This is a genomic window from Sulfitobacter sediminilitoris, assembly GCF_010667575.1.
Classification (GTDB): Bacteria; Pseudomonadota; Alphaproteobacteria; order Rhodobacterales; family Rhodobacteraceae; genus Sulfitobacter; species Sulfitobacter sediminilitoris.
Map to the genome: position 1 here is coordinate 70,544 of NZ_JAABNT010000003.1, position 19,868 is coordinate 90,411.

Consider the following 19,868-nt stretch of genomic DNA (forward strand, 5'->3'; position numbering starts at 1 on the left):
ATTGATTTCTGGATGTAGGTCAGAAGGTGGGCTTTTCGGCGGACAGCTATCTGGCAAACCAGATCGTCACCCTTCCCGGGCAAGAAAAGCCTTGATCTCACGTAGAAGCATGCTGTCTCTGACGCGATGGAAAACTAAGTCCAAGCCGCCGTCTGTTAGGGTACGGTGGTATTCTTGCATCTCATACTCACCCTCTTCTGTAATGAAGAGAGAATATGTTGAGAATGTATCATCTCTGAACCGGGCCCAAACAAATGGCTCACCATTCAGAGGATTGAGAGGCTTACGTTTGCCGAAGATGTCTACCTTCATGGCGGAGCTATAGATTCCCTCGCGCGGGCTGGGAAAGAACTCAATTGTATAGGTCGCCTCCTTTATTCGCCCATCTTTCCTGTGAGTTACGGAGGTCCAACTAAGCGTGAAACCATCTTTGTTCGGCGTGATCGTGGTACTCAAGTCTCGGCGCTGTTTCTCATCGTTGGATATGAACTCAGCGTTGCCAGTGTAGGTCCCGGCAAACCTGTCCACGTCTGCGGCATAAGCAATGCTGGAAAAAATGAAAACAAAGAGAAAAGGCAGGGCACGAAGGCCAACGACAGATAATTTCATGAAGTTAGTGTACGCGAAAAGTTTGATCCTGTCAGCACAGCATTGGCTCTCATCAAGGACATGTGAGCTAATCGCCAAGAATCGAACACCGACGTAGTCAGGGATTTGCTATCCGTTGATATAAGTCAGCTGGTTTACTTGTCTTCGACGTGACGAAAGAGCGGTACCTTGCGGTATTCTGCTACAGCCTTCTGGACATGCTCTCGGTAAGCTTCGCTGGAGGCACTTTCTTTGAGCGACGCTGTCATTAGGGGGCCGTAGTAGCCTCTGATCCTCAAGCTCCCGGGGACCTCTGCAATCTCTGCTGACGTATAGAAGTCGCTTGCTATCCTCGCGTGATACCTTCCGAGCGCTGTTTCCATCTCTTCAAATGTATCGGACATGAAAAACCTCCTCTTCCGTATCTTGCGGCCATTCTAACGGGGTATGCTCCATCTCAAACCCCTTTCTGCAATAGCTGCTGATCAAACCGAGACCACCCTTGCATGACGACCGTGCAATTGGTTGGCCTATGAGATGACAGATTGGATCGAAGGTTTTTCACGCAGACTAACTACGGTCATCGCTGCCTGCTCTGGAGAGGAGGACAGCCCATTGCCTCCGTCACACCATGAGAGACCGTCTGAGAGCCGTAGAATGTCCGAGTGACCTTATAGACCAGATCGGGGGGTGGAGGACTGTTGGGGGCGTAGGGGTGAGCTATGGGAGGGGGTACGCGGTGGAGCAGGTCAGGGAATGGCTGCAGGAGGTCTGCCTTTGAGGCTGTGTGCAGCTACTACGACCCTAACTGGCAGTTTGAGCAAACGGTTGAGGAGGCCGAGGCATCCGATTGCCGATGAAGGAACGCGCAGCCGTTCGCTTGTGCTTGTCTAAGAAGCCTTTTTGATTTTTTTCAAGGCTAAAGACGCCAATTTGGCCTGCGCATCCACCTTCTTCGTGGAAATCAAAGCGGACTTCTTTAGATTATTCAACGCCTTTTTATGCTTTGCATCTTTGCACACCTTTAATTGTGCGTCGCATTTTTTTGTTATATTTTTCATAATTAATGAATACTTTTTAGAGTTTTTTTCCAATTTTTCTGTCTCAGCAGCGATCATTTTTTCATCGAGCTCGCCTTTCGCCTTGTTCGCAACGGCTTGAAGTTTATACGCCATAAGTACTGCTGTGGCAGCTAGGCCAATCCCGGCTGATACTGGTTTAAGATCGCTAATTTCTGATTTAAATTGATCCGCAAAAAAAGTTGTTTTGTATAACAAATCTACTGTATCTTCAGCTGCACTGGTGGCCTTAGTGCTCTTTAGGGCAGAGGCGAACTTCGCCGCAATCTTCGCCTTGATGCTCATCTCATTATCGCTCCAACAAGACTTTTGCGACGTCAACATTTTCTTACTCTATTTAAACGATTGCATCGATTAAAGCCATTTTCAAGCCATTTTTATGGTTTGAGCTTAGGTGTTCCATCCCGGATGATCATGTTTCCCCTCGGCGATCAGCACTGCTCATGGACAGATCGGTTCTGAGAGACTTCAAGGGGCTCACAGCCCATTGCCTGCGGCACACCATGAAGGCCCAGCCTCTGGACCCAACAAATGGGGAGTTCCTGATGCAGGTGGTTGGTGTACTCGACGATCCCTTCTCGGTCTGACCCACAGTCCGCCCGTACAGCCACGGAGAGAGTCACTGAAAGCAATCTTGGATTTTCATGGGGGTTCTCCCCACCGGAGAGCACCTGGAGGCGCTTAGAGAGAGTCCTATTGAGCGAGATGGGGTTCTCTAATGATAGTGCATCTTAACAGTTGAGTCTTCCCGCTTCTTCTTAATAGCCAGTTGTGCTATCTCTAGGTGACAACAGCTGAAGGGAAAGATTATGACCGTAGTAGATGTTAAGGCATTAAGTCCTGCAGAGAGAGAAAAGCTCAAGAAAGAAATTCTGCGGGTCGAGGAAGAGGAAAAGAACGCCTACAAGACTGAGTTCGTGGATAACGTTGTGAAGTTGGCTATCGATAAGGGTGTTCGCTGGAGTGAAGCAGTAGCTTTGCTTCAGGATTACAAACCGGACACTGATGCAAAGGCAAAGAAGATGGGGTTTGGTTTCAAAGGTAAGAATAAAGAAGGGAAGACCGTCTACTACGTCAGGAAGATGAAGGGTGCTACAGAGCTTTAGTAGTATTTTTCTTACATGTAGAGTTGTTTGAATTAGCCCTTTAGGGGATCACATTGACTATGAACCTATTCGACGAAGCCATAGCCCGCAGAAGGAATGAGAAAGGCGGTCTAGACTGGCTATCAGACTGGCAGGTTAACTCTGCAAACATGACGGCCTCTGCAATCATTATTATGGCTGAGGGCTTTGAGACTGGCCCTTTGTACGTCCCGATGCCAACAGGCTCAGGTAAGACAACTGGAGCAATCTGGGGGATCATACGCTTCGCAAAAGATTTCCCAGACCAGCGCCTTTGCTTCATGACGCTCTACAAAGACTCAGTCGATGAGGTCTACAAATCGTTAGTTGAGGAGCTGGGAAACGATGTTGTTGGTCATTACCATGGCGATGCAGCGGTTGACAAAGATGATGAGCTTGCAAAACGCATAATCGTCCTGACGCACCAGTTCATACAGTATAATCAAGGGGCGCTAGATGATCGTGATCTGTTTGTTGTCGATGAGGCGATCTATGCCACCGGTGAAGCCACTTTGAAGCTTGAGCACTTCAATCAGGCTAGGTCTTGGGCCACCAGCCATAACATTTATCCCGACGAGTTCACTAAGCTAGCTAACTTCGCAAATGAGCTGGACCGTCAGCTTCAAGATAGTGACAAGAAATACATAGCCGCATCAAGAAGCGGTGACCTTAGCTGGGCGCAGACCATAGCCTTTGACTTGAAGCTTACTGATTACTCACAGACGACTGCTTATCGCGGAGTACTGGTAGCCAACCAGAGGTTTTGTGAAGCCCTTCTTCAGGGACTGGTTTTCCTGTCAAGAGGGAATATTGACCGTGACCGTTACGACCCTATCTACTCGGCTGCGGTTCTAGGCATTCCTAATTTAGAAAAGACAATCGTATTAAGTGCTACTGGAGGCATGGTTTACGATATTGCTGGTTCGTTTAAGCAAGATAGTCAATCCAAAGCCTATTGGGCGCCACCTAGTTATGAGCAGCTTAAACTAGTGCACCTCTCTGGTCCTGATCTCCCTCCCTATTACGACTCTTGGATAGGACAAGATAAGAAAGACAAAGTGGTTCGCTATATCGATTGGGTTTTGTCTAATGTCAAAGAAGACACGATCTACATGACAATGCCCAAGAAGGTTCTGGACGGATGTCTTCGAGACTATCTCGGACAGCTAACTAAGGGTGAACTGGAATATCCAATCTCGGTGACCAAACACGGGAAGCAGATCAAGGTGTCCCACCATGCAAGGTCTGTTGGCTCAAATGCCTTCGCTGAGTGCAAAGCTGTGGTCTATCTCTGGGACAATCATCTGCCTCAGGATGCGGCTGTTCGACGCTTCCATACGCTAGCCAATGAAGAGATCACGGACAAAGCTCTTGAAGAAGCAAATAAGCGCAGGCTGGTGGGCAACTACGAGCGCATCAGGGAAGCACAGTACATCGACAACATGATGCAGCAGATAGGCCGAGGGAGTGTACGGAACATAGATAAGAATGCTGTAGCAGGGGAGATGACAGCCTACGTCCACACCACGGCAGACAGGTTCATTAGACTTGCAGTGCAATACCGAGATTGTGAGACAGATGTTCTAGAATATGAAGGACAGGAGACAGGAGAGCCGACCGGGAGGATTGATCGCATCGTCTGGTACTTGAAACAACAGAACAGAAGAGCAGATGTGCCACTCTCAGAGGTTCAAGAGGCTCTCAATTTCAACATACGAGATTATAAGAACGGTCTACAAAACAGTTTAGACCTCCAGATGCTAGGTTATAGGTTTGAGCCGGGAAAGAAAGGCAAAGGGAATCAAGGTAAGTTTGTTTGGACTAGAGACAACTAAAATAAGTGGGCGGCTCTATCTTCAGATATTTTTTCCTTAATGCATACTTAGACAAGTAATACCCTCTTAGTGAGATATGCATTTAGGTTCTTCCAAGAGGTCCGCCCCCTAGGTTTATATCTTCTTCTCTTTTATCTCTTGTCTTATTAAAAAAGGAAAGAAAGAACTACGGGATAGGGCCGCTCTAGTATTTTAGAAGAACCAAGGACAGCCTGAAGTTTCGGCTTAGGGGGCCGTTATTGTGACAAAGTGCTATAAGATACTATAGGAAGTTGTCACATTAAGAGACAAGAAGACGGTACTGTAAGCCGAAATCTAACTCCATTGGACATACCAGTAGTCTCGCCCTTTGGTCAGAGCTTCGAGTGACTTCCGTCGCATAGCGGTGACTTGCCTGAAGCCTTACACCCACAGAAGAACACCTTCCCATCTTTTTCTGCAGTGTATTTGACCGGCGTGAAGTCTGTCCCCTTGTGGCTCCCATCACAGAAAGGCTGGTTGCTGCTCTTCCCACAGGCACACCAGAAGTAGTTCTTACCGGCTTCGACTTCAGTTGGGTAGGGGGCTTTCTGGGCGATCTCTGGCTCTGACATGTTTCTTATTTCCCAAGCTTCGCTACTATCGCTTCCAGTGCGGTTAGTCGCATATCCAAACGCTGCTTCTCAAACTGCTTCATCCTTTCATCGGCATATTTTTCACCCTCCTTGCGTGCTTTTTCGTATTCTTTAGACGCCTCCTTTTCATAGGCCTTGTCACGCTTCTCTTGGAGTTCAATCCGTCTTTCGGTTGCTTTCATCCGCTCAAAACTGGTCTGCTGTCCTCGCTCCATCTCTCGGGCTAGCTTATTAAAGTGGACGTCCGTCAACTTTTCGAGGTCTTTGGCACTGGTGAGGCTATCAGCGAGTACCTTTCCTCGTTCCTCGACGAATTTCAGGCGCCGTTCCATGTCTCCGAGGGTTTTCGAAATCAACTTTAGCTGTTTTTCGACTTCCTTGAACTGTTTCTCAACCTCTTTATCCATCTTGGGTGGCATGTGCGCTTACTCCAAATCTTTGAACTTATTGGACAACCCTAAGGGCTTGGAAATATTGCTAGTCTAGACCTAACTTCGCGCTTCATCTAGGGCAGCAAAAGACAGGTCTGATAACAACCCTTCCTCGACCTGACTGTAGTGGCGGTAATTGAACAGTTGTACACCTTGCCTCAGTAGCACAATATTTGGGACACAGTGGTATGCAACGGACAAGAAGTAATGGGCCTAGCTAAAATTCTCATTCATTCTCATATGTTTAGTGCAAAGCTCAAAAAATAGCCGTTTTGTGAATGGCTTTGAAAGCAAAGGCAAAAATCCGCTTATGGATCATTTGTCCGCAGACTTATCCACAAGTTCTGTGGAGGCAATAATTCTTGCTTTGTGATCCAATCGGGTGCAGCCCAACGGGAATCACGGAGCATACCTCGCAGACCTAGACACCTACCGCAGGAGGAACTGGATCGAACTCTCGAACAAGCAGCAAAGCAAATTCCGGAAACTGTCGCGGCGGTTCACAGGTTTTGGATGGAGCATTGACGGATCATGTTCAATCCATCTGTTTGTCACATTTTTGCCCCTAATCGCATGTAAGTCTCACTTGCAGCGCGAAAGAACACAGAAATTCATTGCAGGAATAAGTTAAAGTGCAAGGCCGAAGCTACAAAGTCCCTTACGATGATCCTTTGCCAGACACTGATGGCAGAAAGCTTTCGCAGCTAGCGTGGCGCATCGGTGCGATCTGTGCGGTGTCACTGTTGCTAGCTTATCTTATTCTCTGGTCTTAGCTTAACCGAACAAGAATTTGTAAGGTATATATAGGAATCTGTTCGAATAACGGATCACCTTAGCCCGCCCAAAAAGAAACCCCCGAGGCTCACGGAACCAGGGGGGCTAATCAGGTAGAGATAGCTGACGGTACATCGGTCTTGGGTTCATTACTAGCCCTTGTTACTGTTGGACATAACGTTTCCAAACAGATCAACTCAGCCCCAAGAAAGCCCCAATCTCAGCAAGCTTAAACCCAAGTTTCGCCCAGTTCTCGCCTTATTTGACGTTCAATATGAAGATGCTCGTCACAGTCTGCCAACTGGAATCGATTATGTCTGCTCGAAAATATCCTGCACCTCAGGTTTCAACGTCCTTGTCTAAGAAAGCTTTAGAAGAACGGAATAGGTCTCAAGCGTTTCTGTCCATACTTGCTGTATTGCTCGTCATTTTCTTTCTAGCGATTGCCGTGCTCTAAGCGGGTAGCGGATTACTTCTGGGGCGCGCCAAAAATACCCCCTAGGCTCAATCGTGAGAACCATGGGGGCTGAGAGGAAGCAGCGTCGGTGGTAGAATTCAGGTTCATTGCGGCAATGAGTGCCGAAGAGTCAGCGGGTGTCTTTGCGCATGAAGCAAAAACGCATCACCTAACTCAGTGCGCATCTTATAGATCCAATATCTCAACCGGGATGTACTGGCCGAACGGGGCATTGGCACATGCATTCCTTGCTATTTCTTAGCCTTCTCCATCTTTTCAAGCTCTTTTGCGCAGCTATCTATTCTCTTGCAGATAGCTTCAGGCAGCTTCTCCGCGAATATTTTCGTAAATGACTTCTTGGCTGTCTTGCTCAGTTCATCGGAAGGCCCAAACTCCTTGCTCCATTCCGCGTGACAAAGACCTCTGAAGTTCTCATCTTTCCCATATTTCTTCATGCACTCTTCAACAAATGCCTTCTTTGCAATTTGATGCTCTTTTGAGACTTCCTTACCGGCTTCCGCAACTTTCTTGCCTGTTTTCGCAGCAGATTCAAACTTGTTAAAGGTCTTGCGAATTCTTTTGAGTGCATTTGAATCCAGCACCTTCTCAAGTGCCTTCAGACCCTTGTCCAAGGTATCCTTATCCTTTTTCATCTGGTCTTCTTTTTTCTTCTTTTCCTTTTCTTTGTCCGCCATTGGACCTCCCCCCTAGCCAATTTTTCCCAAGTGAACCGCGTTGCCCGACATCCCCTAAGTTAGATGCCTTTTTGCAGGGTGCCGCTGTTCTGCGCTCTGATCAACCCTTTTGGGCAGGCAGTAAGGTCACCTTGAGGGAAATGAGCGCATACTGTTTGCTCTGATCGAAGCCCACCCCAAGCTTCATCCGCCCTTAATCAGTCAAAAGTGGTTAACACTCTCTGGATCTTAAGCACTGGCAGAGGTCGAATACATGTTACCGGGTGGGGGTATGTGGCCCATGCCTAACCTTGCAGGCCCTGTCTCTTACCTAGTCCAACAGTTTCTGGGGGTAGGGAGGCGCAAAGAGGTCTCTGTGTACGAGACGAGACCCTCCCGTGGCTTCACGCTCACCGTATCTAATCAGCATCACATGACCGTAGTCACGCCGTAATCATGCCGAATGTCTACCATGTGTCTACTAAGGCAAGAATGGCCTCGGGCGAGTTTCTGGTAAGTCTTTGATTTTGATGGTGCCCCCACACGGACTCGAACCGCGGACCTACTGATTACAAATCAGTTGCTCTACCAGCTGAGCTATAGGGGCCAACGTTTTGCAACGCTGAGGACCGACAGCGGCTGACCGCCTGTTCGGTGTGGGCGTTCTTTAGTTGATGCTGATTATGGATGCAAGCACTCTCGGCACTCATTTGGCATCATTTTTTCATCTTGGTTTGAGGGCAGCCTGCAGAACGATTTTGGCGTTTTACACAAGGCGGCAGAGCCTGTATTCACAAGCGCAATCAAGCAAAGGTCCGAGTAACAATTTATGCAGCTTGTCTTGCAAACAGGGGCGCACTTTACCGAGCAGGAACGGCTGATCAAATCGGTTCTGCGCAACAAGGATGCGTTCGCCAAGCGCGGTATCACCGTGCCAGGACCCAACAGCTATCGTGCGCTGGTGCGCGATACCCTTAATGCCATGAGCAGGGCGCCGGCCTCGCCACAGGCACGAGAGGTTCTGCTCGACGTGATTTTGGATGACGCGCCAGCAGACCGGGTGATACTTTCTGATGCCAATTTCTTCCGCACCGCAGGAACGGCGATCCAGAAAGGTGTTCTTTACCCCGCAGCACCTGAACGGATGGCACATATGGCGGCGTTGTTTCCGCAGGATGATCTTGAGATTTTCCTTGCTATTCGGAACCCCGCAACCCTGATACCGATCCTTTTTGACAAGTCTATTGACCAGTCCGATGATGCATTCTGGGCCGGGTGCGGGCCATTTGATATCCGGTGGTCCGATACCGTGGCAGCCATTCGGGAGGCGGCACCCGACATCCCAATCACCATTTGGTGCGCCGAAGATACGCCGGTCATATGGTCGCAAATCATCCGCGAGTTGGCAGGCATAGATCCGCACGAAAAGATCGTAGGCGGTTTCGATCTTCTAACCTCGATCATGAGCAAGGAGGGGATGGAGCGTTTCCGCAGCTACATGCACAGCCACCCCGATATGTCTGAGATGCAGAAACGTCGGGTCATTGCGGTATTCCTCGACAAGTTCGCGCTAGAAGAGGAAATCGAAGAAGAGCTCGACATGCCGGGCTGGACCGAAGAGTTGGTGGAAGAACTGACCGAACTCTACGACGAGGATGTCCTCGTATTGCAGCGGTTGCCCGGCGTCACATTGATCGGTCCCTGACTTACACGACCCATCACATCTGGTTGGCAATCTCTGTTATCACGTCATACGCCATCCGGACGTCATCTTCAGTACAACTGAACGCACCAGCCTGAAAACGAATGACAAGAGCACCATCAATCCGGGTTTGCGTCAGATAGATCCGACCGTCCGTGTTGATCGCATTCACAAGGTCTTGGTTCAACGTATCGAGATCAATTGCGCCATTTGGCACGTACCGAAAGGTGAAAAGGGAAAGCATGGGCGGTGTGACGATTTCAAAATCTGGCGTGGCAGCCAACCGATCTGCCAAGGCTTCTGCCCATTTCACGTGGTTGCGGATCATCTCACGCAATCCGTCCAACCCATGTGCCCTTAACAGAAACCAAAGCTTGAGGGCGCGGAATCTTCGGCCCAGGGGTACGGACCATTCGGAATAGTTAATGATCCCGTCTGCCCCATGTGTCTTGAGGTATTCTGGCTGGATCGCCAGTGTTTTTACCAAGGTTTCGGGGTCTTTGAGAAAATGGGTGGTGCAGTCAAACTGTGCTCCCAGCCACTTGTGCGGGTTCAGCACGATACTGTCGGCACGCTCCACCCCTCGCCACATCGCCTGATATTCAGGACAGATCATGGCAGCCCCGGCCCAAGCGGCATCGACATGGACATAAAGTTTCTCTGCCTCGGCCACATCCATCACCGCGCTGATGTCATCGGTCGCACCGGCGCTGGTGCCGCCCACACAGGCGATAATACCTGCAGGCATGTACCCCTCCTTGGCACGGTCTGCCGCTATCGCTTCTCGCAAGGCGTCCACCTGCATGGCGCGATTTGGACCTGAGGATGGGATACGCACCAGATTGGCCTCTCCGATCCCCGCGATCCAGATGGCACGATCAATCGATGTATGCACTTCGGCGCTGGCATAGACACGCAGGCGGGGTTGCCCGGTCAGCCCATCGCGGTTTCCGGCCCAGTTCAGCGCCCGTTCCCGCATGCTGAGCACGGCGCACAGGGTCGCGGTGCTTGCGCTATCCTGAATGACGCCGGAAAACCCATCAGGCAAACCCACTGCCTGCCGCATCCAATCGCAAGTCCGCGTCTCAAGTTCGGTCGCCGCCGGAGAGGTCTGCCACAACATGCATTGCGCTGCGATGGCATTGACATAGCTTTCCGCCAGAACAGAAACCGGTGCAGCATTGGCTGGGAAATAGGCAAAGAACCGGGGGTGCTGCCAATGCGTCATCCCGGGCATGATTGTCTGTTCCAAATCGTTCAGGATGGCGTCAATCGATTCTGCCGTGTCGGGTGCGCTCTTGGGCAGCTGCGCGATAATCTCGCCGGGTTTGGTCTGGGCGCGCACGGGACGGTCGCGCAGGTAGAGATGGTAATCCGCAGCCCAATCAGCAGCATCGCGACCCCGTTTGCGAAAATCTTCCCAATCCATGTTGTCTCTCCCATGGCGATGACGCCCCAGAGTAGAGGGCAGTCGAATTACTTAATGTGTTAAGCAAATGAGCTATTACTGTCAACGTTCAGACTGGATCGTTGTCATGGGGCCACCAAACAACATCAGCGGGGGCGATCTCTGCGCCGTTCCAATTCACCGGGGTGGAGCCATAGTTGAAAGCAAACCGATGGCTTGTTGTATCGCGCAACCGCAGGCCTTCGGGTAGAAGCGTGAGATCAGCATCTTTGACAAGGACCGAGACGAGCCGATCCCAAAGCGGCTGATCTGGCCAACCACCGAGATAATGCATTGCACCTGTTCTTGCGACGACGGCGCTGCCGTCCTGCAATGACATGATTGCCTCTGCCGTTCCTTGCAGCGTCTCGACCCAATGCAAGACGGTACCGCCACCAGCGACCGTGCGTGTGCAAGAAGGGGGAAGGCTTTGAACCATCGTCACTTTTAGATCAAGGGACGGGACATTGGGACCGAGGGGCAGGGCGGTGGACATCTCAGGGGTCATCAGGTTGGTCCGCGGTCCCAGAAGGCAGGGAACGTCGGCGTCCGATAGCGACTGCATCAAGCCGGGCGACATATGGGCAAGCCCCGGGGCAAAGATTGCTTTGTAATCTGCCATCTGACCTGTCGTGGCATCGGGCGGTAAAAAATCTACAGACAAGCCATGGCGCCTTAATGCGCGGTAGGCGTCGAACACCAGACGGAAATAGTCAAAATCGGCTCCCTGCGGCAGGGTCTTCCATGCCCAGTCTGACGCGTAATCAAAGATCAGCGCGACTGGCGCCTTTCTGGGGGCGATTTCAGGCATTTCAGCCAATTCCGCAGCCGCTTGTCTTGCCTCGGCCAATCCCGGCGCTTCAGCATCATCAGCACGCAGCAGGCCCGCGTGCATCTGCTCTTGCGCAAAATGCGCTTGCCGCCAACGGAAATAGCTCACGACTTCGGCGCCGTGCGCAAAGGCCTCCCACGTCCAAAGCCGCACCATGCCGGGCAGGGGGGCAGGATTGTAGGGGGCCCAGTTCACCGGCCCGGGCTGTTGTTCCATAACCCACCAGCGCCCATTGTTCATGGCGCGGTAAAGATCGTGGTGAAACGCCTGCATGTCTGGATCGCCCTGCTGCAGATACCGTGTCTTGTGCGCGGTATCCCCTTCTAAACGATCTGACAGAAACCCGATCGGGTAGCTGTCCCATGACGCGATATCGAGGTCACGGGCCACTGCGAAATGATCAAACTCCAGCACTCTGCCCATGTAGTTGTGAATGAGTGGTGCATCGGTCAACGGACGAAGGGCGGCCACTTGCGCGGCATTCCACGCCACCACCTGATCCGAGGCAAAACGGCGGAAAGCCATTTCGTGTGCCGGATTGGGTTGAGTGACCGTAAGGTTGGGCAGATCAATATCATCAAAGCTGTCGTATTCCATCGACCAGAAGACATTGCCCCACGCCCGGTTCAGTGCATCGGTGCTTTGGTATTTCCGAGCGAGCCAGTCGCGGAAAGCATGCCGGGCGGCATGCGAATAGCTCAGGACCGTATCGTGGCAGCCGTACTCATTGTCGATCTGCCATGCCGCGATACGTGGATCGCGCCCATATCGCTTGCCAAGTGTTGCTGCCATCTCGGCAGCCGCTTTGCGGTACCCTGCGTGACTGTGGCAGTAATGTCTGCGTGAACCGAACGTGCGCGGACGCCCTTCGACGTCGGCTGCCAGCATGTCGGGAAAGCGGTCAAGCATCCAGCGGGGGGGCGTTGCGGACGGGGTACCAAGAACAATCTTCAGACCCGCCCGGGCAAGGGTTGCGATGGCTTTGTCCAGCCATTCAAAAGTAAACGCACCGGGTTTCGGTTCCAGCCGGGACCACGCGAATTCTCCGATACGGACCCAGGTGATCCCTGCGTCTGCCATCCGGGCGGCATCGCGTTCCCACATGTCCTCGGGCCAGTGTTCCGGATAGTAACAAACGCCAAGCGCCCGTTTCACAGCAAGACCTGCGGTTCAGCCAACCCCTGGGCGACACCTGCCAAGGTGAATGTCGCCCCGTTCAATGGGCGTTTTTCGATTTCTTCCGCGCGCAGCCCGTCAGTGGCGGATGTGACAAACAAGTCGCGCAGGTCTGGACCGCCGAAAGCGGGGCATGTGGGTTGGCGTGCCGGCACGTCGATACGGCGCAGCTCTGTTCCGTCAGGGGCAAAGCAGATCACGCAAGCGGCCCCCCACATCGCACACCAGAGGTTGCCATTGGCATCCGTTACGGCACCATCCGGGTAAAGGCGGCTTTCCGTGAGATCTGCAAAGATGCTCGGCGCACCGGTTGGCCATCCGTTTTCGGCCTCAAGGGGCTGTCGCATGATCTTTTGTGTCAAAGTGTCGGTATAATAGGCGCAGGACCGATCAGGCGCGAAGCAGATTGCGTTGCTGATCGTAACGTCTGGGACAAGCTTGCGCAGCGTACCTTTGAAATAGCGGTAGATGGCACCGGCCTGCGGCTCAGCCTTCTTGCCCATTGTCCCGATCCAGAATCCGCCCCAAGGATCAGCGCGTCCGTCATTGGAGCGTGTTATCGGGTTTTCTGCATCCAGCGCGCAGATCTTTTCTTTCGCTCCTGTAGCAATTGCAAATCGCCAAAGCGCCGTTTCTGACGCCAGAAGCAACGTGTCTTCATCGACCCATCCCGCCGCCGAAAAATGCTCATCGAAAGACCATTCCGAGGTGTCTGCGCCAGATCGCGACAAAAGACGTTTGCCCAGAATATCAACCCAGAACAGTGTTTTGCGCGTTGGGTGCCACAGCGGGCCCTCTCCTAGAACATTCAAACGGCTGTCAAAAGTATTCACTTCGCGGCCTCCCTGTAGGCGTCAACGATCCGTGCTGCGCGCGCGCCCACATCTACGGCTGTCATACCCGGCTTGTAGAGCGCCGAGCCAATACCGAATCCATCGGCAGAAGCCGCGATCCAATCACCAAAGTTGTCTGGTCCGGCGCCTCCCACGGCGTATACTCTTGTACCTTGCGGCAGGATGGCGCGCATTGCTGACAACCCGGCGGGTCCAGCCATAGAACCGGGGAACAGCTTTAGACCGTCCGCGCCTGCCTCCAGGGCAGCCAGAGCTTCGGTGGGTGTAAAGACACCCGGCCAACTTTGCATACCGCGTGCTTTGGTGCGTCTGATAACCTCCCGGTTGCAGTTGGGCGAAACGATGATCTGGCCCCCCGCATCGGCGACGGCATCAACCTCTGCCACGGTCAGAACCGTACCTGCGCCAACGACAGCCCGGTCGCCCAGACAGTGCGCCAAGGCCGCAATGCTGTCCAACGGATCGGGCGAATTCAGCGGCACCTCGATCGTCGTCAAGCCAGCGGCAACAAGTGCCTCCCCGATGGCCGGAGCCTCACCCGGTGTAATCCCGCGCAGGATGGCGATAAGCGGATAGGTCATCGTGCGTCCTTTGTGTGTCGATATGCGGCAGTAAGCCCTGCCAGTGTCATACGTGCCGCGTCAGCAATGGTTGCGGGCACCCCCTGATTTCCCAAGGCACGTGCATAGAACGTCGCAAGTGATGTGTCCCCGATGATGGCGATATTCATCCCAAGCCAATAGGGACGAGCGGCGGAAAGCTCTGCTCCGATCAGCAGGCCGGAAAGGCGCGCCCGGCTTACCTCTGGCGAGGTGCCTTTGAGAAGATCATCTGCCCGGATTGAAAATAAACGGGCAGCAAGCTTTTCCGGTTTGCTCAGCGCCTCTTCGATGCTGTTGTCAAAGGCCACTGCATCCCAGTCTTCACCGCCGACTGAGTGACGCAGGACAGACTGTGTGGACAAAAGCGAAAACATCTCGCCGGTCATGTAGGTCTCGAAACTGACTACTTCACCGGCGGACACCTGCGCCCATTTCGTATGGGTGCCGGGCAGGCAAATGACGCCGTCCCAGTTGGGGTTGAGGGAAAGAAAACCCGCAATCTGGGTTTCTTCCCCACGCATCACGTCCGATGGTGTGGTCTGGCGCAATCCCGGCAGAACCCGCACATCAAACGCATCTGATGTCGGGCGCACCACGCTTTCCGACAATGGCTTACACGGGACTGAACGATAGGGCGCCTCTACCCAGCCTTGCCGTGACCCAACCATGCCGCAGGCAATGATGGGTGTCTTCGGTGAGACATTCCAGCCAGCCAGCAAAGCTGTCAAAGCAGACTCGAAACCTGTTTTCTCAAGGTTGCCCATCCCGTCGCCCGACCGCGCGCTGTCCAGCACAGCACCGCCCTGCATTGCCCAGCCGCGCAGGTTGCTTGTGCCCCAGTCAAGCGCGATCCATTCTGGTGTGATCGGGTTGGTCATTCCTACCCCGTCGTCACAACGCCGCCATCGACGACCATGCATTGCCCCGTCATCATCCGGCTGGCATCGGAGGCCAAAAACAGGACGGCATCCACGATGTCCTGTGGGGACAGGTGGGTTTTCAGGCATTGTCGTTCCAGATGCGCGGCAAGATCTTCTGGCGTTGCCCAAAGGTCCAATTGCTTTTGGGTCATTACCCACCCCGGGGCCAGCGCGTTGACCCGTACCCCGTCCGGGCCGAATTCTCTGGCAAGAGAGCGGCTGAGGGCGGTGATCGCCCCGTTGGCGGCGGTGTAGGCGGGATAGCCGGAATTCCCCATCATATAGCTGATGGAGCTGAAGTTGATAATGGCACCGGCGTGTTTGGCCTGCATCCCGGGCAATACCGCCTGTGCGGCAAAGAAGTACGCTTTGAGATTGATTGCCTGCAGCTGGTCCCAATGCTCTGGCGTCAGATCCGCAGTACGATGCCTTTCGTCATTGGCCGCATTGCTGACCAGCACATCCACCGCGCCATGCGCCTTTGCAGCCTCTGAAATTGTTGCCTTCAACCGATCCGTGTCCGTCACGTCACCCTGCAGGAATAGCGGGGCTCTGCCGTGCTTTTCGGCCATTTCGGCCACGAAGGCAGATGCGTCCGAACGCCCGATAAAGGCCACCTTAGCACCTTGGCCCAGAAACCCGTCTGTGAGAGAGGCTCCGATCCCTGAGCCACCGCCGGTGATGAAAACGGACTTGCCATCAAGATCATGAAACGTCGCGGTCTGTATCACTCTGCTCTCCTTTGCTGCCAGTGCCTGTCAAAGGTCTTGAGACCCTCCTTGCAAGGAAGTTGCCCGCACTTCAATGGGGCGGCTGTATATCCGCTGATCGTCAAAGCTTTTCTCCTTCCACAACCCACATGGTTTCCGGAAAACTCCATGGCAGGGTGAAACCGCTGTGCATAAGCGCTGCACCGCTGAGCGTCACTGGCCCGCGTTTCAGAATATGGTCACCACGCGACAGCGCTGGGGCCGACGTGCGGTTCCGCAGGCTGATCGAGTAACGCGCCGAGGGGTCAAGCCGGGTCAAGCGCAGCGGCCGGGGCGCGATCTGGGCAGATGTGGCGGCTTTGCCTGCGAAAACCACGAAACGTCTGCCGTCCACAGCCAACTGCTGCTCGGCGATCACTGCAGGGTCTGCTGTATCCAGCCGCAGGATATCGGCATTGAACATCCAGTCTCTGTTCGCTTTCCACCATGCGGTGACCTCACGCAGGACCTCTTGTTCCCTCGCGTCCAGTTCGCGCGGATCCATTTCAAATCCCATATGCCTTTGTGCAGCCACCCACGCCCTGAACTCGATGTCCAGAATGCGCCCCGAGGTGTGGCTGCGCCGGGGGCCGACGTGGCTGCCTGTCACGGCCGCAGGCAGGAACAATGCAGCGTTGTGCTGTATCTTGAGCCGCTCCAGCGCATCGTTGCTGTCTGAAAGCCAGACACGCTGCGTGCGGCTAAGGATGCCAAAGTCAATTCGCCCGCCGCCCGACGCGCAGCTTTCAATCTCAACTTGTGGAAAGGAAGTGCGCAAGCGATCTATCAAGGCGTAAGATCCGCGTGTTTGCGCCGCGTCCGGCATCGGCAGCACGCGGTTATGGTCCCACTTAATGTAGTCGATGTCATGGGCACCGAGGATGGTAGCCATTCGGTCAAAGATGAAATCCCGGACATCCGGCAGCGCCATGTTGAGGGCTTTTTGCTGACGGCCAAGTATCTGGTCATCCGCGCCCAATGCCCAATCGGGGTGCTTGCGGTGAATGTTGCTGTCAGGATTGATCATTTCCGGCTCAAACCAGATGCCAAAGCGCATGCCGCACGATTGGACATGATCAATCAGCGGTCCAAGGCCGTCGGGATATTTGCGCGGATCGACTTCCCAATCCGATAGGGATGACGTGTCGTCATCACGCTGCCCGAACCAACCGTCATCCAGCACGAAGCGTTCGGCACCCAGATCTGCGGCACGGGAAGCGATGTCTTTCAGCATGTCGAGGTTGTGATCGAAATAGACTGCTTCCCAGCAGTTGTAATGGACCGGACGTGGGGCTTTGGGCTTGGCCCAGGTTACGATCCGGTCGCGGAGGTGGCGCTGAAAGGAAACAGCACAGCCGTTCAGCCCGTCCGACGAATAGACGGCAAAAAGCGGTGCAGTCTCGAACTCTGTCGCGGGGGCGGTGTCCATTCCTGCGGCGTGGCCGAACTGGATCTGTCGACGGCCGTCTGGCAATTCCTCTGCGATCATTCGATGCCCACCGGACCAGCCGTAGTGAAATGCATAGGCCTCCCCGTTGACATTCGTCGCCCCGCGGCACGGCACAATCAGACCTGGAAAATGTTCATGTCCGGTGCGGCCCGTCCTATTCTCGCGGTAGCGGATGCCGGGCGACCATGGCGTGCGATTAAGCTGAAACTCACCGCACCAGCGGCCCGAAACGTCAATCATGTCATCAGCGCTCTGTGGGCCGGGCAGGACGGGCGCAGAGAGCCAATGCAAATGAAGCGGACGGTCTGACGTCAGCGTTGCTTTGGCTGTGATAACATGGGTTTCTGGGTCAATGGCAAAGTGCGCGGTATATGTAATCCGGCTGACAAAGTCTGTGCAAACAAGGCGCAATTCATCCGCGTTTTCCTGCACGTCGGCAAGAGAGAACTGCGGCATCAATGGCGTGCCATCCGTGTCACGGACGATAAGGCCGGGTTGCCCTTGAAAACTGCGCGCCGCCTCGGGGCAGATCGATAGTGCAGGGTTTTCGTCCAGCATGCCGCCTGTGATGTCTAATTGCGTGCTGGCTGCCAAGATCTCAAGGTTTTCATCAGCGGGCAGGGGGGCGCCCCAATAGATCACCCCAGGGCAGCGGTCATCGACCGATGCCAGCGCCAGGGTCTGGCGGTCGTCGTCCAGCCTCCATGTCTTGATCACTTGACCGCACCCAATGTCAGCCCCGCGATAAAGTGCTTCTGCATCAGAAAGAACATCGCGACGGGCGGCAGGGCTGCCACGAGGCTGCCCGCGCTCATCAGGTGATACATCGCACGGAACTGTGAATTGAAGGCCGTGATCCCGGCTGTCACCGGCTGGCTTTCCGGACCCTGCGTCAACACCACGGCCCAGAAATAGTCGTTCCAGATGAAAGTGAAGATCAGCACCGACAGCGCCGCAAGGGCGGGTTTCATGAGAGGCAAGACAACATACCAGAATATCCGGATTTCAGAGATGCCCTCGACCCGTGCGGCCTCAATCAGTTCATACGGCAGCGCGCGGATGAAGTTGCGCATGAACAGCGTGCAAAACCCGGTCTGGAAAGCGACATGAAACAGCACCAATCCAAGCTTGGTATTATACAGCCCCATATCCAAGGTCAGGTCGCGCACCGGCACCATCAGGATCTGAAACGGAACGAAATTGCCCGCGACAAACATGAAGAAGATCCAGATGTTTGCCTTGAACCGGTAGATCCCCAGTGCAAACCCGGTCATCGCGGATAGTGCCACCGCACCGATCACGGTGGGGATCGTGATCATGAAAGAGTTCAGCAGATAACGCGGCATGTCAGAGTTGAAAAAGACCTGCCCGTAGTTCTCAACAAAGTTGAACGAAGACGGAACGCCCCAGTAGTTCGCGTTGGTGAAGTCTGCGCCCGGCTTTATTGAAAAGACAGCAACAGCCAAGAGCGGCAACAGCCACGCGATCAGGGCGAGGGGCAGGACCGCTTGGTAGATCGTCTTGGCGGCAGCGGGGCGTTTTTCGAGCGGTGTGGGGAACATCAGCGCTTCTCCTCTCGGTACATCGAGAACAGAAAATAGGCGATGAAGACCATCATGATCGCGAACAGCACGACAGCAATTGCAGCACCATATCCCATGCGAAAGCCATATTCGCTAAGCGCGACCTCAAACATGTAATAAGCGAGCACGCGGGACGAGCCGAACGGTCCGCCGCTTGTCATGACAGAAATAAGATCAAAAGACCGCAGCGCGCCGATGATAGTGACGACGAAAGCGATGAAGGTCGCAGGTTTGAGCTGGGGCAGGACCACATGCCAGAGCATTCGCCACCCCTTGGCCCCGTCAAGTCGCCCGGCCTCGATCTGCTCGGGATCCACCGCGTTAAGACCGGTCAGATAAAGGATCATGCAATAGGCCGTCTGGGGCCAGAGCCCCGCAAGGATCACACCGTAGGTGACGTATCGTTCGTCGCCCAGCATGTTGATCGGTCCTGCGCCAAACCAGCCCAAGAAGATATTCAGAAAGCCAAAGGCAGGGTCATAGAACCACGTGAAGACAAGGCCGACGACAACTTGAGAGATCACGAAGGGAAAAAAGAACAAGGATTTGTAAAGACGGATGCCCGTCACGGTCTGGTTCAGGAAAAGCGCGATGAACAGGCCTGCAGGTATAGCCGCGAGATACAGAAACAACCAGATGACGTTGTTCTTGAGTGACGTATAGAACGCGTCGCGGTCGACCCATTCCCAATAAAGGTCTTCGTAGTTGCGCAGCCCGACATATTCCTTTGTCCCCAAGCCGTCCCATTCATAGAGCGACAGGTTGAAGGACTGAAAGACCGGGTAGATGACGTAGAAAACAAAGAACAGGATCGCCGGTGTCAGGAACAGCCAAGGTGCCAGCGTTTGCTGATTGCGGTGCCAAAAGCTGCGGTCGGCTATAACGTCTGACATAGGCTTTCCTTGCGGGACAGGGTGCAGGGGCCTGCACCTTACAAAGTGGCGCTGTCACAAGATGTGCGGCTTTTCTCCACCACG

The 19,868-nt window shown here is 53.7% G+C and carries 19 protein-coding genes and 1 tRNA gene; 4 read left to right on the top strand and 16 right to left on the bottom strand.

Annotation, left to right across the window (positions count from 1 at the left end):
* Nucleotides 1–66: 66 nt before the first annotated feature.
* The 3 genes from GV827_RS05880 to GV827_RS05890 form a co-directional block, all read right to left on the bottom strand.
* Entirely contained in the window at nucleotides 67–609 is a 543-nt protein-coding gene (locus tag GV827_RS05880; protein ID WP_164352862.1) for a hypothetical protein, read from the bottom strand.
* 134 nt (nucleotides 610–743) lie between these two features.
* The gene (locus GV827_RS05885; protein ID WP_164352864.1) at nucleotides 744–992 is read right to left on the bottom strand and encodes a hypothetical protein; all 249 of its coding nucleotides are present in this window, start codon (nucleotides 990–992) and stop codon (nucleotides 744–746) included.
* 486 nt (nucleotides 993–1,478) lie between these two features.
* Nucleotides 1,479–1,952 carry a hypothetical protein gene (locus GV827_RS05890; protein ID WP_164352866.1) on the bottom strand — a complete coding sequence of 158 codons (474 nt, stop codon included), beginning with the start codon at nucleotides 1,950–1,952 and terminating at the stop codon, nucleotides 1,479–1,481.
* A gap of 158 nt (nucleotides 1,953–2,110) precedes the next feature.
* Between GV827_RS05890 and GV827_RS05895 the strand changes: the two genes are divergently transcribed.
* From GV827_RS05895 to GV827_RS05905, 3 genes are all read left to right on the top strand, one after another.
* On the top strand, nucleotides 2,111–2,254 hold the full coding sequence (locus GV827_RS05895) for a hypothetical protein (RefSeq protein ID WP_164352868.1): 144 nt from the start codon (nucleotides 2,111–2,113) through the stop codon (nucleotides 2,252–2,254).
* Nucleotides 2,255–2,476: 222 nt separating this feature from the next.
* Nucleotides 2,477–2,773, top strand: coding sequence for a hypothetical protein (locus GV827_RS05900; protein WP_164352870.1), 297 nt, complete (start codon nucleotides 2,477–2,479; stop codon nucleotides 2,771–2,773).
* A 59-nt stretch (nucleotides 2,774–2,832) separates the two neighbouring features.
* Entirely contained in the window at nucleotides 2,833–4,626 is a 1,794-nt protein-coding gene (locus tag GV827_RS05905; protein ID WP_164352872.1) for a DEAD/DEAH box helicase, read from the top strand.
* A 353-nt stretch (nucleotides 4,627–4,979) separates the two neighbouring features.
* Here the strand turns inward: GV827_RS05905 and GV827_RS05910 are convergent, their stop codons facing one another.
* The 4 genes from GV827_RS05910 to GV827_RS05925 all read right to left on the bottom strand — a co-directional run bounded on the left by GV827_RS05910 (nucleotide 4,980) and on the right by GV827_RS05925 (nucleotide 8,183).
* Nucleotides 4,980–5,219 (bottom strand): CDGSH iron-sulfur domain-containing protein, encoded by a 240-nt coding sequence (locus GV827_RS05910; protein WP_164352874.1) that lies wholly within the window; start codon nucleotides 5,217–5,219, stop codon nucleotides 4,980–4,982.
* A gap of 5 nt (nucleotides 5,220–5,224) precedes the next feature.
* On the bottom strand, nucleotides 5,225–5,659 hold the full coding sequence (locus GV827_RS05915; RefSeq protein WP_164352875.1) for a hypothetical protein: 435 nt from the start codon (nucleotides 5,657–5,659) through the stop codon (nucleotides 5,225–5,227).
* A gap of 1,494 nt (nucleotides 5,660–7,153) precedes the next feature.
* A complete protein-coding gene (locus tag GV827_RS05920; RefSeq protein WP_164352876.1) occupies nucleotides 7,154–7,597 on the bottom strand; it encodes a hypothetical protein in 444 nt (147 codons plus the stop codon).
* A gap of 510 nt (nucleotides 7,598–8,107) precedes the next feature.
* Nucleotides 8,108–8,183, bottom strand: a tRNA-Thr gene (locus GV827_RS05925).
* A gap of 222 nt (nucleotides 8,184–8,405) precedes the next feature.
* Between GV827_RS05925 and GV827_RS05930 the strand changes: the two genes are divergently transcribed.
* Nucleotides 8,406–9,281, top strand: a complete 876-nt coding sequence (locus GV827_RS05930; RefSeq protein WP_164352877.1) for a hypothetical protein — start codon at nucleotides 8,406–8,408, stop codon at nucleotides 9,279–9,281.
* 13 nt (nucleotides 9,282–9,294) lie between these two features.
* On the opposite strand, the gene GV827_RS05935 is transcribed toward GV827_RS05930, so the two are convergent.
* The 9 genes from GV827_RS05935 to GV827_RS05975 form a co-directional block, all read right to left on the bottom strand.
* A complete protein-coding gene (locus tag GV827_RS05935) occupies nucleotides 9,295–10,707 on the bottom strand; it encodes a pyridoxal phosphate-dependent decarboxylase family protein (RefSeq protein WP_164352878.1) in 1,413 nt (470 codons plus the stop codon).
* Between the two features lie 88 nt (nucleotides 10,708–10,795).
* Nucleotides 10,796–12,712 (bottom strand): beta-galactosidase, encoded by a 1,917-nt coding sequence (locus GV827_RS05940; RefSeq protein ID WP_164352879.1) that lies wholly within the window; start codon nucleotides 12,710–12,712, stop codon nucleotides 10,796–10,798.
* Complete coding sequence (locus GV827_RS05945) at nucleotides 12,709–13,566, bottom strand: SMP-30/gluconolactonase/LRE family protein (protein ID WP_164352880.1); 858 nt, start codon at nucleotides 13,564–13,566, stop codon at nucleotides 12,709–12,711. The genes GV827_RS05940 and GV827_RS05945 overlap by 4 nt, the downstream gene beginning before the upstream one ends.
* Nucleotides 13,563–14,168, bottom strand: coding sequence for a 2-dehydro-3-deoxy-6-phosphogalactonate aldolase (locus GV827_RS05950; protein WP_164352881.1), 606 nt, complete (start codon nucleotides 14,166–14,168; stop codon nucleotides 13,563–13,565). Before GV827_RS05950 ends, GV827_RS05945 begins: the two co-directional genes overlap by 4 nt.
* The gene (locus tag GV827_RS05955) at nucleotides 14,165–15,067 is read right to left on the bottom strand and encodes a 2-dehydro-3-deoxygalactonokinase (RefSeq protein WP_164352882.1); all 903 of its coding nucleotides are present in this window, start codon (nucleotides 15,065–15,067) and stop codon (nucleotides 14,165–14,167) included. Before GV827_RS05955 ends, GV827_RS05950 begins: the two co-directional genes overlap by 4 nt.
* Nucleotides 15,068–15,069: 2 nt before the next feature.
* Nucleotides 15,070–15,840, bottom strand: coding sequence for an SDR family NAD(P)-dependent oxidoreductase (locus GV827_RS05960; protein WP_164352883.1), 771 nt, complete (start codon nucleotides 15,838–15,840; stop codon nucleotides 15,070–15,072).
* A gap of 100 nt (nucleotides 15,841–15,940) precedes the next feature.
* The gene (locus GV827_RS05965; protein WP_164352884.1) at nucleotides 15,941–18,025 is read right to left on the bottom strand and encodes an alpha-galactosidase; all 2,085 of its coding nucleotides are present in this window, start codon (nucleotides 18,023–18,025) and stop codon (nucleotides 15,941–15,943) included.
* Nucleotides 18,022–18,870: a carbohydrate ABC transporter permease gene (locus GV827_RS05970; protein WP_164352885.1), complete on the bottom strand. Its 849-nt coding sequence runs from the start codon at nucleotides 18,868–18,870 to the stop codon at nucleotides 18,022–18,024. The genes GV827_RS05965 and GV827_RS05970 overlap by 4 nt, the downstream gene beginning before the upstream one ends.
* Nucleotides 18,870–19,784 carry a carbohydrate ABC transporter permease gene (locus GV827_RS05975; RefSeq protein WP_164352886.1) on the bottom strand — a complete coding sequence of 305 codons (915 nt, stop codon included), beginning with the start codon at nucleotides 19,782–19,784 and terminating at the stop codon, nucleotides 18,870–18,872. The genes GV827_RS05970 and GV827_RS05975 overlap by 1 nt, the downstream gene beginning before the upstream one ends.
* Nucleotides 19,785–19,868: the final 84 nt, after the last annotated feature.